The organism is Mesorhizobium sp. WSM4311 (assembly GCF_002295115.1).
Classification (GTDB): Bacteria; Pseudomonadota; Alphaproteobacteria; order Rhizobiales; family Rhizobiaceae; genus Mesorhizobium.
Genome location: NZ_NSFV01000001.1, coordinates 715631 through 731558 on the forward strand (window position 1 = coordinate 715631; position 15928 = coordinate 731558).

Here is a 15928-nt window from a genome sequence, read left to right on the forward strand (position 1 = left end):
CGCCAGACTAAGCGGAGAGCCCGGCTGCCTTGGCGCGTGCCAGCAGCCGTTCGGCCAGCCGCAGATGCGGGCGGTCGAACATCTTGCCGTCAATGCCGACGACGCCGGGATTCCCGGCCGCCTCGAACGCCGCGACGATCGCCGCCGACTGCTTCACCGCCTCGGCCGAGGGCGTGAAGGCGGCGTTGATCACGGGCACCTGATCGGGGTGGATGGCCATCTTGCCGGTGAAGCCGTCGCGCTCGGCCTCCGCGCATTCCGCGGCGAAGGCCGCCATGTCGCGAAAATTCGGGAACACGGTGTCGATCGCCGCGACCTCCGCGGCTGCGGCCGCCAGGATGGTCGTCAGGCGAGCGTGGCGGAACACGTCGGTGTAGCGTCCGTGCTCGTCGCGGGCCGTGCGCGCCCCGACCGCCGCAGACAGGTCTTCCGCGCCCCAGGTTAGACCGGCGAGCCGCGCGCTTGCGCCGGCGTAGGTCGCGGCGGCGAGCACACCCGCCGGGGTTTCGGTTATGATCGGTACAATCTTGATGGCGCCGTCGGCCAAGCCGTTCTCGGCCTCGCGCACCCTGAGTTTTGCCGAGAGCTGCTGCACATCCTGGCCGCAGTTGGACTTCGGCAGCATGATGCCGTCCGGCTTCGCCGGTACGAGCGCGGCAAGATCGTCATCCGTCAATCCGGTCGACAGGTCGTTGACCCTGATATAGATGGCCGAGCTGGTTTGCCCCCTGCGTTCGGCGATAAAGCGTGCCGCAATGTCTCGCGCCGTCGCCTTGTTCTGCGGCGCCACGGAATCCTCGAGGTCGACGATCACGACGTCGGCGCCGGCGCCGAATCCTTTTTCCAGCTTTCGCTCGGAATCGCCGGGGACAAACAGCAGCGAGCGCATCAGGCGATCTTCTTCAGCATCATCGCTTGCCTGGTGCACTTGGCGACCAGGTCGCCATGCTGGTTGTAGGCGCGATGTTCGAATTCGACGATGCCGCGATCCGGCTTCGATTTCGATTCCCGCACCGAGATGACAGTGGTCTCGACGTGGATGGTGTCGCCGTGGAAAACCGGATGCGGAAAGGTGGTTTCCTTCATGCCGAGATTGGCGACCGTCGTGCCGACCGTGATGTCATTGACCGAAATGCCGATCATCAGGCCGAGCGTGAACAGCGAGTTGACCAGCGGCTTGCCCCATTCGCTCCTGGCGGCGAAATCGAAGTCGATATGCAGCGGCTGCGGGTTCAGCGTCATCACCGAAAACAGCATGTTGTCGCTCTCGGTCACGGTCTTGCGCAGCGTGTGCCGGAAGACATGGCCGACGACGAACTCTTCGAGGTATAGGCCGGCCATTTTTCAGTCTCCTGCGCTGATTGACGGTTGATAGGCGCTGCATCCGGTGGTCGCAAGCCAGTTAATGAACATGGTGAACCGTTCGTAAACCATTTCTGCCTACCGTCTTCAGCGGGGCCGGAAACCTTCCGGCAAGGGGCGTAAGCAGACGGGCATGGTTGTTGTTTCGCATTTCCTGAAATGGATCTACACGGCAAGAGTGTCCGAGCGCGCAGCCGCGGCCAACGCGCTGGCCCGGGCCTATGTCAATTCCGAATTGCCGTTCGAGGACCGCTGCGCCGCCGAGGCGGCGCTGACGCTGCTGCTGGACGATGCCTCGTCGAAAGTGCGGCTGGCGATGGCCGAAGCGCTCTCCATGAGCCACCACGCGCCGCTGCAGATCATCAGTGCGCTGGCGTCCGACCAGCCGGAAGTCGCCGGTGTGGTGCTGGCGCGCTCACCGCTGCTCACCGATGCCGATCTGATCAACCGCGTGGCGGCGAGCCAAAAGGCGACGCAGAAGCTGATCGCCGACCGGCCTGTCGTCTCGATGGCGCTGGCGGCGGCAATCGCCGAGATCGGCGAATCGGAAGCCTGCGCGGTTCTGCTCGCCAATAGCGGCGCCGACATCGCGTCGCTGAGCTTCCGCCGCATGGCCGAACGCCATGGGCATCTGCCGCTGGTGCGCGAGGCGCTGATTTCGGACGCCCGTCTTCCGGCCGACTGCCGCCACATGCTGCTCATAAAGCTCGGCGAGACATTGAAGACTTCACCGCTGGTCATGGCATTGATGGGCGCCGCGCGGGCCGATCGCGTCCTGCGGGACGCCTGCGTCAAGGCCTCGGTGACGCTGATCGAGGGCACGCGCCAGGAAGAACATGCCGCGCTGATCGAGCATCTCAGGCTGCGTGGCGATCTCACCGCGAGCTTCCTCATCCGCACCATAGCGCATGGCAAGGTCGATTTCTTCGGCTCCACGCTGGTGGCACTCGGCCAGCAGTCCGAACCGCGGGTGAGGGCGCTGCTGGCCGGCGGCCACGATGTGGCCTTGCAGGCATTGTTCCGCGGCGCGGGCCTGGCTGCGGCAACGCATACGATCATCCTGCGTGCGCTGAAAATCTGGCGCGAGGTCGCCAATGGCAAGCGCGTCGCCGGCGTGCAGGAAGTCAGCTGGCTGATGCTCAAGGAGTTGGGCGGGCAATCCGCGGAAGGCGATCTCGCCGCCCTGGTCAAGTCGATCCATCTCGACGCGCTGCGCGAAAACGCACGCGGCCATGCGTTGGCGATAGCGGCGGCTTAGCCTCGGTCTTTCGCGAAGAAATCCGGAAAATCCTCCATCGCTGCGGCAATGATGCGTAGCGATGCCGCGATCTGCAGCATGTCGCCGGTGGCGTTGCGCTGGGCGATGCTCGCCGCATACTGCCGGGCGACAGCGACGGTCGCTGTCTGCGGATCACCCGGAGCGCGGAACAGCAGCTCGCGCGCCAGCCCTCTCAGGAAATTGGCGATCGAAAGTGCGGTTTCGGACGGGATGGCATGGTTTTGGTTTGTGCCGCGCAGCCTCAGGATCTCCAGGCCGACCGTCACGGCAGCAACGCCGCCGCCCAACACCGCCTCGCCCTTCCTGCCGGAGTTCTGCACCAGCGGCATCAGCTGGTTGACGCGGTCATAGGCGAGGCTTTCGAAGGCTGAACGCCTCGGCACGCGCTCGTGCAGGCAAAGCCGTGCCAAATCCTCGCGCATGGCCCGCACGATGCGGTTTGCCGCGAGCCACGGATCGGCGGGCAGCACGGCAATGAAGACGCCGATGGCCAGCAGGATACCAACCAGCACGGACGCCGAGCCGGCGAAGAACGGGCCAGGATCGTAGGTCATCGCCTGATGCGGACTGAGGAAAGCGAGGAAGTTGATGGCGAAGGCCGTGGCCACGCCGACATAGCGCGGATTGGCCATGCCCAGCGCCGTCGGCACCAGGATCGGCACGACAAACAGGACGAACCAGCCGAAGCCGGGCAGGGCGGGCAACGCTATCTGGCCTATGAGAAAGGCAAAGGGCAGGGCAAGCAGCGTTCCCTTGAAGAAGCCCCAGGACACCTGCACCGGATCGGGGCGAGCGGCGAAAAGGCTGGATACGACGGCAACGAGAATGACCGTACCCGCTGCCTCGGACCATTTCGTCGTCAGCCAGAAGGCCGCGACCAGCAAGGTGGCAAGGGCAGCGCGCACGGCATTGCGCGATGCGCCGGGGTAGTCGCGGTGCACCACCAGGGCAGGCTGCCTGCTGGCGCGGCCGGTACGTGTGACCGGCGCGCGCAAGGCATCGAGCCCGCGCAGCACCTGCTTGAGCGCCTCGGCAAAATCGGCGGCGATGGTGAGGCGCGTGATGGTGCCGACCCTGTCGTCGCCCTGGTCGACCGAGGCATCGGGCAGTTGCCGGGCCTTGGCCGAGATCGCGTCGAGCCGTTCCACCCAGGGTGCCGTATCGTCCAGTGCGCCGGGCTTTGCCGCCAGATCGCCGACAAGGGCCTGCAATTCCGAACGCACCGGGATGAGGGCGGCGTTTTTCGGCGCGGCGTGAGAATGCAGCGCGCGTGCCGCCGACAGGGCCGAGAGCAATTGTCCGATGGTGCGCCGCACCGGGTGGGCACGCGGCGCGAAGCTCGGCGCTTCCAGCCTGGCATAGGCACGCATTTCGCCAAGTGCCTGGGTGTCCGCGACGAGTTTGCGATGGAGTGCGGAAAGTGTCGCTGTATCACCTCCCGAGAAGGCCCCTGCGGCATAGGTGGCAAGGTCAAGAATGCAGCGCTTCAGCCGCGATATGATGGCATCGCTGGCCAGTTTCGGCAGGATCAGCCGGCTGGTCACGCCGGCGCAGACGATGCCAAGCACGATTTCCGCGCAACGGGCGACAGCGAGATCGACGACCAGATGCGGCTGTCCGAAGGCAGGCAGGCCGATGATCATCGCCGTGTAGCCGGCAAGAGCCGCACCATAGGCTTCGGGATTGCGCAGCAATGAGGAAACGAAGGTGCAGATGCCGATCCATACGGCGAGCACCGTCACCAGAACCCATGGGTTGGTGCCGAAGACAGTGGTGATGCCGATCGCCGCCAGCCCGCCGGCCAGCGTGCCGAGCAACCGGTAGAAGCCCTTCGCCAGCACCATGCCCGCGACCGGCTGGGCGACGATGAACACCGTCATCATCGCCCATTGCGGGTGGTCGAGCTTGAGGGCATAGGCGGCGAGCAGCGCGATCAGGCCGGCCGAAACGGTGCGCAGGGCGAAAATCCAGTCCGAGCGCGTCGGCTGCGTTAACCCAGCCAGGCTCGTCTCGAAATAGACTTTCAGCCGCGTCCAGGTCACATGCCGGTCTCCATATCGGAAGCGCAAGCTAAACTGGCCAGCGGCTAGATATCCAGCACTTCCGTCTCGGCGAATTCGGCACGTTCCTGGATGAAGCGGAAGCGGGCTTCCGGCTTGGTGCCCATCAGAGCGTCGACCGCGTCCTTCGTCGCTGCCTCGGCGTCGATCACATCGACCCGCAGAAGCGTGCGCTTCCTCGGATCCATTGTGGTCTCCTTGAGTTGCGAGGCCATCATCTCGCCCAGGCCCTTGAAGCGGCCAAGTTCGACCTTGCCGCGTCCGGTGAATTCGGTGCGCAGGAGTTCGTCCTTGTGTGCGTCGTCGCGGGCGTAGGCGACCTTGCCGCCTTGCCGGATCGAGTAAAGCGGCGGCACCGCCAGATAGAGATGGCCGCCACGCACCAGCGCGGGCATTTCCTGGTAGAAGAAGGTGATAAGCAGCGAAGCGATATGGGCGCCGTCGACGTCGGCGTCGGTCATGATGATGACGCGGTCGTAGCGCAAATCCTCGTCGCGGTACTTTGATCGCGTGCCGCAGCCGAGCGCCTGGATCAGGTCCGATATCTGCTGGTTGGCGGCCAGCTTGTCATTGCCGGCGCTGGCCACGTTGAGGATTTTTCCGCGCAATGGCAGTACTGCCTGGCTGGCGCGGTCGCGCGCCTGCTTGGCCGAGCCGCCGGCGGAATCACCTTCGACGATGAACAGTTCGGCACCGGCCGCCGCGTTCTGCGTGCAGTCGGCGAGCTTGCCCGGCAGGCGCAATTTGCGCACCGCACTCTTGCGCGACACTTCCTTTTCCTGGCGCCGGCGCACCCGCTCGTCGGCGCGCGCGATCACCCATTCCAGCAGTTTCGAGGCTTCCTGCGGATTGTCGGCCAGCCAATGGTCGAACGGATCGCGGATCGCGGTCTCGACAATTCGAATTGCCTCGATCGTCGCCAGCCTGTCCTTGGTTTGGCCGACGAATTCGGGTTCGCGGATGAACACGGACAGCATGCCTGCCGCCGAGATCATGACGTCTTCCGAGGTGACGATCGAGGCGCGCTTGTTGCCGACGAGATCGGCATAGGCCCGCAAGCCGCGCGTCAGCACGTTGCGGAAGCCGGCCTCATGGGTGCCGCCTTCGCCGGTCGGGATGGTGTTGCAGTAGGAATTGATGAAGCCGTCGCCGCCGAACCAGGTCACCGCCCATTCGAGCGAGCCATGGCCGCCTTGCTTTTCGCTTTTTCCCGCGAAAATTTCCCGCGTCACCTGGAAGTCGTCGCCGAGCGACGCCTTGAGATAGTCCTTCAGGCCGCCAGGGAAATGGAACTCCGCCTTGGCTGGCGTCTGGTCCTTTTCCTTGATCAGCGAGGGATCGCAGGTCCAGCGGATTTCGACACCGCCGAACAGATAGGCTTTCGACCGCGTCATGCGGTAGAGCCGCGCCGGTTCGAAGGCCGCGCCCTTGCCGAAGATCTGCTCGTCGGGATGGAAGCGGATTTTCGTTCCGCGCCGGTTGTGGACCTCGCCAAGCTGCTCCAGGCCGCTCACCGGAATGCCGCGCGAAAAGCGTTGGCGATAGAGCTGCCGGCCACGCGCGACCTCGACCTCGAGATGATCCGACAGCGCGTTGACCACGGAAACGCCGACACCGTGCAGGCCGCCGGAGGTTTCATAGACCTTGGAGTCGAACTTGCCGCCCGAATGCAGCGTCGTCATGATGACTTCGAGCGCCGGCTTCTTGAATTTCGGATGCGGATCGACCGGGATGCCGCGGCCATTGTCGGTAACGGTCAGAAACCCGTCGGCCGAAAGCTCGACATCGATGAAGGTGGCATGGCCGGCAACCGCCTCATCCATCGAATTGTCGATGACCTCTGCGAACAGATGGTGCATCGCCTTGTCGTCGGTGCCGCCAATATACATGCCTGGCCGGCGGCGCACAGGCTCCAGGCCTTCCAGCACCTCGATGTCGGCGGCGCTATAGCCCTCGCTGCCATCCTTGGTCGCGGCCGGGCGCTTGGCTGCTGCCTGCACAAGCGGGTCGGCCGGGCGCGCCGGCGAGCGAACCGGCTGCGGCTGCTTGTCCATATTGCCGAAGAGATCGTTGTTGTCGTCCATGCCTGCCATAGGGTCCGGTGCTGCGAATCACCCGTCGATACTGCCACGCTTTTCAGCGCCAAGCGACGGAGGTTCCTGTTACGTTCGGGGATTTGACCCGTCTTATCCTAAAACCATTCGATAACCAAGCGGGCGGAAATAGGTCGAATGCCGCCTTTCAAGATTCCTGTTTCTTTAACAAACCCGCCTAGCGTGAGCCTAACAAAACAAGAATCGACGGACATCAGGGGTTTCGGCGTGAGGGGCAAGGCCATAACGATGATCGGCATCGCCGCCGTTTTCGGCGCGATCTCGATCTTTGCCGCGGATTTCTGGGTCAAGAGCCAGGCCAAGGCCGATGCCGAAGAGAAGACGGCGTCGATCGCCGCTCCTGCCCCGCCCAGGATCGAATTCAAGACCATCGTGGTGGCGAAAGCGCCGCTGCGCTACGGCCAGGAACTCGACCGCGCCAAGCTGATCGAGATCCCCTGGCCGCAGGATTCGCTGCCGCAAGGTGCCTTTGCCACCATCGACGGATTGCTCGGCGAGGGCAATCGCATCGTGCTGTCGCCGATCGAGGTCAACGAGCCGCTGCTGCTGACCAAGCTGTCGGGACCGAACGGTCGCGCCACGCTCTCCAACATGCTGACGCCCGGAATGCGGGCGGTGACCATCCGCACCGACGAGATCGCCGGTGTCGGCGGCTTCGTCACGCCGGGCGACCGCGTCGATGTGGTGCTGACGCGCGATGCCGGCGAAATCCAGGAAGTCGCCAAGAACGCGCAAGGCGCGGCCGGTTCGACCGTCACCTCCGAGATCGTCGTTGCCGACGCCAAGGTGCTGAGTGTCGGCCAGGGTGCCGACGAGCGCCAAACGACGCCGCAGATCACGAATTCCGTGACCATCGAAGTGACGACCGAAGGCGCGCAGAAAGTGGCGCTTGCCCGCACCGTCGGCACGCTGTCGCTGTCGCTGCGCTCCGCCAGCGAAGGCGGCGACGGCAAGAACGGCGTCACCACCATCTCGTCCTTTGGCGGATCGGTGGCGGCCAAGGCTCAGGCCGCGGCCGGCTCGCTGTTCGACGCAGTGACCAAGGAGCCGGAGAAGCCGAAATTCAAGACGGTCATCGTGACGCGCGGCACGAAGGCCGAGGAATATCAGGTTCCTGAGCGGGACCAGAAGTAAAAGCCGGTGGGGACCGGACGGGACAGGGCAATGTTGATGCGTACCCTATATCGAATGATGGACCGATCGCGCTTTGCGCGCGCCTTGGCGATGGCTGCTGCGCTGGTTGCCGGCGGGATGCTCGCCTTGCCCGGCCTGGCCAAGGCGGACAATGACATCGTCTATGTCTCGGCGACCAAGAATGCGTCGATCAAGGTCGCCAAGGGCAAGCCCAAGACGATCGTGACGAGTGCCGCCTTCTACCAGATCGTCATCGGCGATCCTGAGATCGCCAACGTCAATCCGCTGACCGACAAATCCTTCTATGTGCTCGGCAACAATCTCGGCACAACCGGCATTGCTCTGTTCGACGAGAAGAAGCAGCTCGTCGGCACCGTCGACATCGAAGTGACGCTCGACACGGATCAACTGGCCAGCACCATCCGCGCCAGCGTGCCGGACGCCAAGATCAAGGTCGGCTCGGCCAATGGCCGTGTCGTGCTATCGGGCGAGGCGGATGATGCGGTCGCCGCCGAAAAGGCGAACAAGATCGCAACGCGCTTTTCCGGCACCGAGGAAGTGATCAACTCGGTCAACATCTCGTCGTCGCAGCAGGTTCAGCTCAACGTACGCTTCGTCGAGATCAACCGCCAGGCGGGGCAGGATCTGGGTGCCAAATACGCTGCCAATTTCGCCTACGGTTTCGGCGGGCGCGATGTTTCGCTCGACCCAGGAACCGTGCCGACGGCCGGAACCGGTGAAATCATCGGCCGGCTGCTATCGAACGGCGTGTCGATCGACATCGCCATCAAGGCCTTGGAAGAGCGCGGCCTCGCCCGCCGGCTGGCCGAACCGAACCTGATCGCCCGCTCGGGCGAGACGGCGAGCTTCCTGGCCGGCGGCGAATTCCCGATCCCGGTCTCTGAAGACAACGGCAAGATCTCCGTCAGCTACAAGAAATACGGCGTCAGCCTGGACTTCACGCCGACCGTCCTCAAGGATGGGCTGGTCAGCCTCGACATCGCGCCGGAAGTCTCCTCGATCGATGCGTCGTCCTCCTACAACATCGGCACCATCTCGGTGCCGGGATTCATCGTGCGCCGCGCCAGGACCTCGGTCGATCTCAAGAACGGCCAGAGCTTCATGATCGCCGGACTGCTGCAGTCGCAAAACGACATCACCACGTCGCGCATTCCCGGCCTCGGAAAGATGCCGGTGCTCGGGGCGCTGTTCTCGTCGAAATCCTATCAGCGGCGCGAGACCGATCTGGTCATCATCGTCACGCCCTACCTGGTCAAGCCGGTCGATCCGTCGAAGAAAATGGTCGAGCCGACCGACGGCACGCGGCCGGCCAGCAATGTCGACTATTTCCTCAACAACACCGAGGAGGTGAAGGCGTCGGACACTGGCCGGGCGCTGGCACTGGCCGATGGCAGCGCCGCACGGACCGCTCCCGCCACCACGGTCGGGCACTTCCTCGACCTGCCGAAGGACTGAAGCCATGCGTGTGGCCTTGAAATCGAGTGTCGCCTTGCTTCTTGCCGGCTTGGCCGGCGGCTGCACCAGCGACGATTACATACGCACCGAAGGGGTGACGCCGGGCTCCGGCGACGCCCAGGCCGCCAACACCGTCATGCAGATGGTCGATCCCTGGAAGTACGGCGTCCAGAACACAAGGCTTCTCGTGCCTGCCAAGCGCGGCGACGCCGTGCCGGTCACGCCGGATCAGGCCGCCGCTACGAAGGCTTCGCAACAGACCACGGGCAACTGACCCCAAAGGGCGATCGCGCTCACAGGCTGACAAAAATGGCAAACGGCATCAAGACCAAGAAGATCCTGCTCGTATCGACGGACAGGACCTTCGTGCAGGACACGCGGACCGCATTCGCCGCCTCCGAGATCATCCAGCTCTCCACAGTGGAAAAGAATGTCACCGAACTGCGCGGCGAGATCCAAGAAGCGGACTTCGGCGCCATCATCGTCGACATGGACGCGGCGAGACTGGAGGAGGTCGAGTCGCTGCAGCGCGTCATGCGCCGGCTGGAGGGCAAGGCGCCGGTGGTCGTGGTCACCCAGGAGTTCAACGCCGCCGCCGTCCGCATCCTGGTGCAGCTCAAGGTCGCGGACTTCCTGGTCAAGCCGATCACCACGGCCGATCTGGTGCGCTCGGTGGTGCGGGCCCTGCAAGGGCCGGGGCGTGAGGAAAACACCGAGTCGCAGATCTACACCTTCATGCCGGCCGCCGGCGGCGTCGGCACCACGACGCTGGCGCTGCAGACTGCGTTCCAGCTGCATCACTCGGTGACGCGCGGCGCCTCGACCTGCGTGGTCGACCTCAATTTCCAGCAGGGCGCCTGTGCCGAATATCTCGACCTCGAGCCGCGTTTCGACATCACCGAGATCGAAAACCAGCCCGAACGCCTCGACCGGCAATTGCTCGACGTGATGCTGTCCAAGCATGCCAGCGGGCTTTGCGTTTTGGCCGCACCGACGCATCCGGCGGAGATGCGCTCGTTCAAGACCGACGTCGTGGTGCGCATGCTGGACCTCGTCTCGGCCTATTTCGACAATGTCGTCATCGACATGCCGCGCACGTGGTTTCCCTGGACGGAGACCGTGCTGCTTGGATCCAACAAGCTCTATATCGTCGCCGAAATGACGGTGCCGTGCCTGCGCCACACGCAAAGGCTGATCCAGGCGGTCTATGAGACCGCCGGCAAGGAAGTGAAGCCGAATGTCATCGTCAACCGTTTCGAGCAGAAGATGTTCGACAACGGCATCAAGCAGGCGGATGTCCAGGAGATCCTTGGCGAGCATTTCGTCGGCGGCATCGCCAACAATTACCGGCTGGTGCGCGAGGCGGTCGACCGCGGCGTGCCGCTGCACGAGATCGATCCCAATGCCAATGTCGTCAACGATCTGAAGAAGATCATCCTGCCGGAGGAGGCGGTCGCGACCGGAGCCAAATCGAAGTCGCTGTTCGGTCTCGGCAAGGGCTTCTTGAAGAGGAAGGCCGGATGACCAGCCGTTTTTCCACCCTGCAGAACCGCGATGCGCGTCCGCAGCGCCCGGCGGAGTCGACGCCGGTCGCGCATCATGCGGTCGTCATCCCGACCAGCCGGAAGGCTTTGCCGGCAAAGCCGGATGTCGCGCCGGCAAAGAACGCCAACAAGGTGCTCGATGCACGCGTGCGCATTCATCGCATGCTGCTCGAGGAAATCAACCTGGTGGCGCTGGAGCGCTTGCCCAAGGAGGAGATGCGCCGTCAGGTGCATGATTTCGTTTCGGAAAAAACCCGCCAGGAGCGGATGGCGATCAACACCGCCGAACTCGAAGCGCTGGTCGACGATATCGTCGACGAGATGGTCGGCCTTGGTCCGCTCGAGCCCTTGCTCAAGGATCCCGACATCAATGACATCCTGATCAACGGCCACCAGAACTGCTTCATCGAAAAGAAGGGCAAGCTGCAGCAGGTCCATATCCCGTTCAAGGATGAGGCGCATCTGCTTAGAATTATTAACAAAATCGTCGCTGCGGTTGGCCGCCGCGTCGACGAATCGCAGCCGATGGTCGATGCCCGCATGCTGGACGGCTCGCGCTTCAATGCGGCCATCCGCCCGGTGGGCGTCGACGGGCCGCTGGTGTCGATCCGCAAATTCTCCAAGAACAAGCTCGGCCTGCACAAGCTCGTCGAATTCGGCGCCATCACCCAGAACATGGCCGAGGTGCTGGCGGCGGCCGTCCACGCACGCAAGACGACGATCATTTCGGGCGGCACCGGCACCGGCAAGACGACGATGCTCAACGCGCTGTCGGCCTTCATTCCCGAAGACGAGCGGTTGATCACCATCGAGGATGCGGCCGAACTTCAGCTCCAGCAGCCGCATGTCGCGCGCATGGAGACGCGCCCCGCCAACATCGAGGGCCATGGTGAACTCAAGCAGCGCGATCTCGTCAAGAACGCGCTGCGCATGCGCCCCGACCGCGTCATCCTCGGCGAGTGCCGTGGCGAGGAGGCCTTCGACATGCTGCAGGCGATGAACACCGGCCATGAAGGGTCGATGGCGACGATCCACGCCAACACGCCGCGCGATGCCATTTCGCGCCTCGAGCAGATGCTGGGCATGACCGGCATGCCGATGACGGTGCAGTCGATCCGCAGCCAGATCGCCAGCGCCATCGACATCATCGTGCAGCTGACCCGGCTTTCCGACGGCAAGCGCAAGGTGACGAGCGTCGCCGAAGTGACCGGCATGGAAGGCGACGTCATCCAGATGCAGGAGATCTTCCGCTTCGTACGCACCGGCATGGATGCCGATGGCGGCATCCTCGGCTATTTCGAGGCGACCGGCATCCGGCCGCGCTTCCTTGAGGATCTGCGCGCCATGGGCATCGAGTTTCCCGGACGGTACTTCGAACCCGGCCGGCCGCAGGAGTAGCCAGGTGTTCGACGGGTTGAGCGCAATCTATGTCGTCTATGCCGGGGCTGCACTTACCGGCATCATGATCGCCGAGGCCTGCTATCTCCTCTATGCCGGACGCAGCGACAAACGCACCGCCATCAACCGGCGCATGAAGCTGCAGGAAAGCAAGATCAGCCAGGAGCAGGTGCTGATCCAACTGCGCAAGGAGCGCGGCCTCGACGCCGGCACCTCGCTGTTCTCGCCGGACCGGTTCCGCGCGCTGCGCACGCAGTCGGGCATGATCATGCCGCTGTCGAAATTCCTGATGATCACCTCGGGCGTGGCGATGGCCGTGGCCCTGGTCGCCATCTGGCATGGCTTGCCGCTGCTGATGGGGCTTCTCCTGTTCGTCGTGCTGATGCCGCTGGTGCCGGTGATGGTGATGCGCTCCAAGCGCAAGCGTCGGCTCAAGCGCTTTGGCATGCAGCTGCCCGAGGCACTGGAGCTGATCACGCGCGGCCTCAAGGCCGGTCACCCCGTGCCGGTGGCCATCGCCATGGTGTCGCGCGAAATGCCCGATCCGATCGGTACCGAGTTCGGCGTCATCGCCGATGAGGTGACCTATGGTTCCGACCTGGTCTCGGCGTTGAATTCGCTGTTCGACAGGGTCGGCCATGAGGATCTGCCGCTGTTCATCACCGCCGTGTCCATCCAGTCCAGTTCGGGCGGCAATCTGCGCGAAATTCTTGACGGCCTGGCGCTGACGATCCGCGAGCGCGGCAAGCTTCGCCGCAAGGTGCGCGCCATCTCGACCGAAGGCCGCATGTCGGCCTACATCCTGACGGCGATACCGGCGCTGCTGTTTGCCGCGATCATGGCGCTGATGCCGGGCTTCTACCGTGATGTCTGGGACGAGCCGAAAACCTGGTACCTGATCGGCGGATCGGTGACCTGGCTGATGCTGGGCAATCTGATGATGTTCAAGATGTCGAATTTCAGGTTCTGACATGCAGGGCTTCATCGAATTCCTCGCCTCGCTCGCACCGACCTCCCTGATGCCGGTGGCGATCCTGCTTCTGGCCTTGGGCAGTGTCGCCGTCGCCTGGCCGATGGTGGCGGCGAAGGGCGACCGCAACGACGTCAAGCGCCGGCTCAAGATCGACCATGGCGCCGTAGCCGCGAAGCCCGAGCCGCTGCAGAAGAAGAACGCCAATGTCGTGCGCGAAAAGGCGGTGAAGCGGGCGCAGGAATTCTACGCCAAGAGCGATCCGGAAAATGTCGCCCGGTTGCGCATGAAGCTGATCCAGGCCGGCTACATGGAGCCGCGCGCCGTCGGCACGTTCTTCATCATACGCTTCTCGGCGCTGGTCGGCGGCGCGATCGGCGCCTTTGTCCTCAACCAGTGGCTGGCCAGCGCCGAAGCGACGATGACCAGCCGCTGGGCTTTCGTCATCCTGTCGGGCGTGGCAGGCTATTTCCTGCCCGGCCTGGTGCTGACCCAGCAGGTGCGGGAGAAGATGCGCGAGTACCGCAACGGCTTTCCCGACTTCATGGATCTGATGATCGTCTGTTCGGATGCCGGCATGAGCATGGAAGCCGGTATCGAGCGCGTCTCGAAGGAACTCGCCAAGACCTATCCAGCGCTCAGCCAGAATTTGCAGCTTGTGTCGCTGGAACTGAGGGCAGGGCGCAGCCTCGACGATGCGCTGAAGGCGCTCGCCGACCGCCTCAGCCTGGACGAGGTTCGCTCCTTCGCCACGCTGCTGCAGCAGTCGAAGGAACTCGGCACCAGCCTGTCGGGCGCGCTGCGCGTCTTCTCCGACGAAATGCGCCACAAGCGCATGTCGCTGGCCGAGGAAAAGGCACATGCCTTGCCGGCCAAGATGTCGATACCGGTGACGGTGTGCATCCTGCCCGTTGTACTGATGATCGCTGTCATCCCAATCATCGTCAAGATGACGGGCAGCCACTAGGCGACATCGATGTTCAGCGGCCAGCCTGGCAGATGGCGGCTTGCGGGGCTTAATGCCAAGCTGGGCCGACAGCCCGATCTCGGCCCTTCAACATGAGGATCCCATGCGAATACTGTTATGTGCCGCCGCTCTTGTCGTGGCCAGCCTGTGGCCCGCCCTGGCCGCCGCCGACGATTGCGGCGATGCCGTCGCACTGTTGCGGCAGGCTTATCCCAAGCTTCAAAAGAGCGCCGACGGCCGCTCTTTCACGCTCGAACCCCATACCAGCATCCCGCTCGCGGTTCCTCAGGACGGTATTCCGGGCCTGGTCTGCAAGGTCTGGCCCGCCCATGACGATCTTCTGCTGGCCGCGGTGCCGCTGATCGACAGCGCCCAATCCGTCGACGGCCAGCATGTTGGCGACATCGAGCTTCTGGTCGTCGACAGGAAAACCCTGCAGGTACGCCAGCGACTGCTCCAGCCCAGGCAGATGAACGACGATGCCGTCGCCATCCGGGGCATCGAATTCGATACCGCTCGCTATGGGCTGGCGCCCGGTGTCACGGCCTTCGGCCTGCGCATCGACATGGCCAATCATTCACAGCCCAATCCCTTCAACGAAACCGACCTGCGGCTCTACGCCATCGCCGGCAACGCGCTACGTGCGGTGCTCGACGGGCTTGCCGTAGCCGGCTATGGCGGCGAAGGCGACGCCAGTTGCGCGGGGTCCTTTCATTCCAGCCAGGTCAGCCTGGCGATGAGCCCGACGATCCATCGCGGCTATCATGACATCATCGCGGTCGAGCGGCAGGATACCGACGAGCCGTTGCCCGACAAGGATGGCGAGTGCCAGTCCCACCCCGGCAAGTCGGTGAGCCGGACCCACCGGCTGCGCTATGACGGCAGCCGCTATCCAGTTCCGGCGGCGCTCAAGGCCATCGATCCGCCGTGAGAGAACCTCCTGCGTCCGCCTGAGGCGTTGGGGCCCAGTGGTTAATGGCTGGTATTGCGGAACCCAAATCTTAGCTGCATTTCTGCACCGAAGCTTAATCGATTTGCTCTAAAGTCTTTACCTGAAGAACGACCCGGCAAATCGGGCGACGGGGCAGGGCATGCGTCAGACACAATTTGCGGCGGTGGCCACGATGGCGGCCGTCCTTGTTATCACCGGGTGTACGACGAACAACAACGTCGACACGACCAAGACGACCGCGATCCAGCCGGCGGCGAAGGATGTCGACACATCCGACCTGGCGCAGGGCAAGGCGCAGTTTCGCGACGCCAATTATGGTCTCGCCGAACAGCATTTCCGCAAGGCCGTCGAGCTGAAGGCCGACAATGCGGAGGCCTGGATGGGGCTGGCCGCCTCCTATGACGAGCTCGGCCGCTTCGACTTCGCCGACCGCGCATATGGCCAACTCCTGAAGGTCGCAGGCCGCAAACCGCAGATCGTCAACAATATGGGCTATTCGCAAATGCTGCGCGGCAACAAGAAGAAGGCCAGGGCGCTGCTGCTCGAGGCGAAGGCCGGCTTGGCCGACCCGACGGTCGTCAACGCCAATCTCGCTTTGCTGAACAAGGGCTGATGCGCGTTCGATCCTCGCGCCGGCCAAGGGTCCGATTTCCGGCCAGGCACTGTCGACGC

General features: G+C 63.9%; 14 protein-coding genes. 10 read left to right on the plus strand and 4 right to left on the minus strand.

The features are described from left to right. Nucleotides 1–7: 7 nt before the first annotated feature. Both CK226_RS03530 and CK226_RS03535 read right to left on the minus strand, forming a co-directional pair. The gene (locus tag CK226_RS03530; RefSeq protein ID WP_095791013.1) at nt 8–889 is read right to left on the minus strand and encodes a CoA ester lyase; all 882 of its coding nucleotides are present in this window, start codon (nt 887–889) and stop codon (nt 8–10) included. After that, nucleotides 889–1341: a MaoC family dehydratase gene (locus CK226_RS03535; RefSeq protein ID WP_095791014.1), complete on the minus strand. Its 453-nt coding sequence runs from the start codon at nt 1339–1341 to the stop codon at nt 889–891. Before CK226_RS03535 ends, CK226_RS03530 begins: the two co-directional genes overlap by 1 nt. Before the next feature lie 154 nt (nt 1342–1495). Here CK226_RS03535 and CK226_RS03540 point away from each other — a divergent pair, with 154 nt between their 5' ends. Beyond that, nucleotides 1496–2620, plus strand: coding sequence for a DUF2336 domain-containing protein (locus CK226_RS03540; RefSeq protein ID WP_095772797.1), 1125 nt, complete (start codon nt 1496–1498; stop codon nt 2618–2620). Here the strand turns inward: CK226_RS03540 and CK226_RS03545 are convergent. Further along, nucleotides 2617–4683 carry an FUSC family protein gene (locus CK226_RS03545; RefSeq protein WP_095791015.1) on the minus strand — a complete coding sequence of 689 codons (2067 nt, stop codon included), beginning with the start codon at nt 4681–4683 and terminating at the stop codon, nt 2617–2619. The two genes, CK226_RS03540 and CK226_RS03545, sit on opposite strands and share 4 nt — an antisense overlap. A gap of 44 nt (nt 4684–4727) precedes the next feature. Beyond that, entirely contained in the window at nt 4728–6785 is a 2058-nt protein-coding gene (gene parE, locus CK226_RS03550) for a DNA topoisomerase IV subunit B (protein WP_064984353.1), read from the minus strand. A 237-nt stretch (nt 6786–7022) separates the two neighbouring features. Here parE and cpaB point away from each other — a divergent pair, with 237 nt between their 5' ends. The 9 genes from cpaB (at nt 7023) to CK226_RS03595 (ending at nt 15869) form a co-directional block, all read left to right on the plus strand. Next, entirely contained in the window at nt 7023–7949 is a 927-nt protein-coding gene (gene cpaB / locus CK226_RS03555; protein WP_245437642.1) for a Flp pilus assembly protein CpaB, read from the plus strand. 90 nt (nt 7950–8039) lie between these two features. Continuing rightward, a complete protein-coding gene (locus CK226_RS03560) occupies nt 8040–9425 on the plus strand; it encodes a type II and III secretion system protein family protein (protein ID WP_245318128.1) in 1386 nt (461 codons plus the stop codon). A gap of 4 nt (nt 9426–9429) precedes the next feature. Next, nucleotides 9430–9699 (plus strand): hypothetical protein, encoded by a 270-nt coding sequence (locus CK226_RS03565; protein ID WP_095772793.1) that lies wholly within the window; start codon nt 9430–9432, stop codon nt 9697–9699. A 35-nt stretch (nt 9700–9734) separates the two neighbouring features. Continuing rightward, on the plus strand, nt 9735–10949 hold the full coding sequence (locus CK226_RS03570; protein WP_095772792.1) for a response regulator/pilus assembly protein: 1215 nt from the start codon (nt 9735–9737) through the stop codon (nt 10947–10949). After that, nucleotides 10946–12367, plus strand: a complete 1422-nt coding sequence (locus tag CK226_RS03575; RefSeq protein WP_095772791.1) for a CpaF family protein — start codon at nt 10946–10948, stop codon at nt 12365–12367. The genes CK226_RS03570 and CK226_RS03575 overlap by 4 nt, the downstream gene beginning before the upstream one ends. A 4-nt stretch (nt 12368–12371) precedes the next feature. Further along, nucleotides 12372–13337, plus strand: coding sequence for a type II secretion system F family protein (locus CK226_RS03580; protein WP_095790065.1), 966 nt, complete (start codon nt 12372–12374; stop codon nt 13335–13337). Nucleotide 13338: 1 nt separating this feature from the next. Continuing rightward, nucleotides 13339–14304 (plus strand): type II secretion system F family protein, encoded by a 966-nt coding sequence (locus tag CK226_RS03585; RefSeq protein WP_095791017.1) that lies wholly within the window; start codon nt 13339–13341, stop codon nt 14302–14304. A 103-nt stretch (nt 14305–14407) separates the two neighbouring features. After that, the gene (locus CK226_RS03590) at nt 14408–15235 is read left to right on the plus strand and encodes a hypothetical protein (protein WP_095791086.1); all 828 of its coding nucleotides are present in this window, start codon (nt 14408–14410) and stop codon (nt 15233–15235) included. 160 nt (nt 15236–15395) lie between these two features. After that, the gene (locus CK226_RS03595; RefSeq protein WP_095772788.1) at nt 15396–15869 is read left to right on the plus strand and encodes a hypothetical protein; all 474 of its coding nucleotides are present in this window, start codon (nt 15396–15398) and stop codon (nt 15867–15869) included. The last annotated feature ends 59 nt before the right edge of the window (nt 15870–15928 follow it).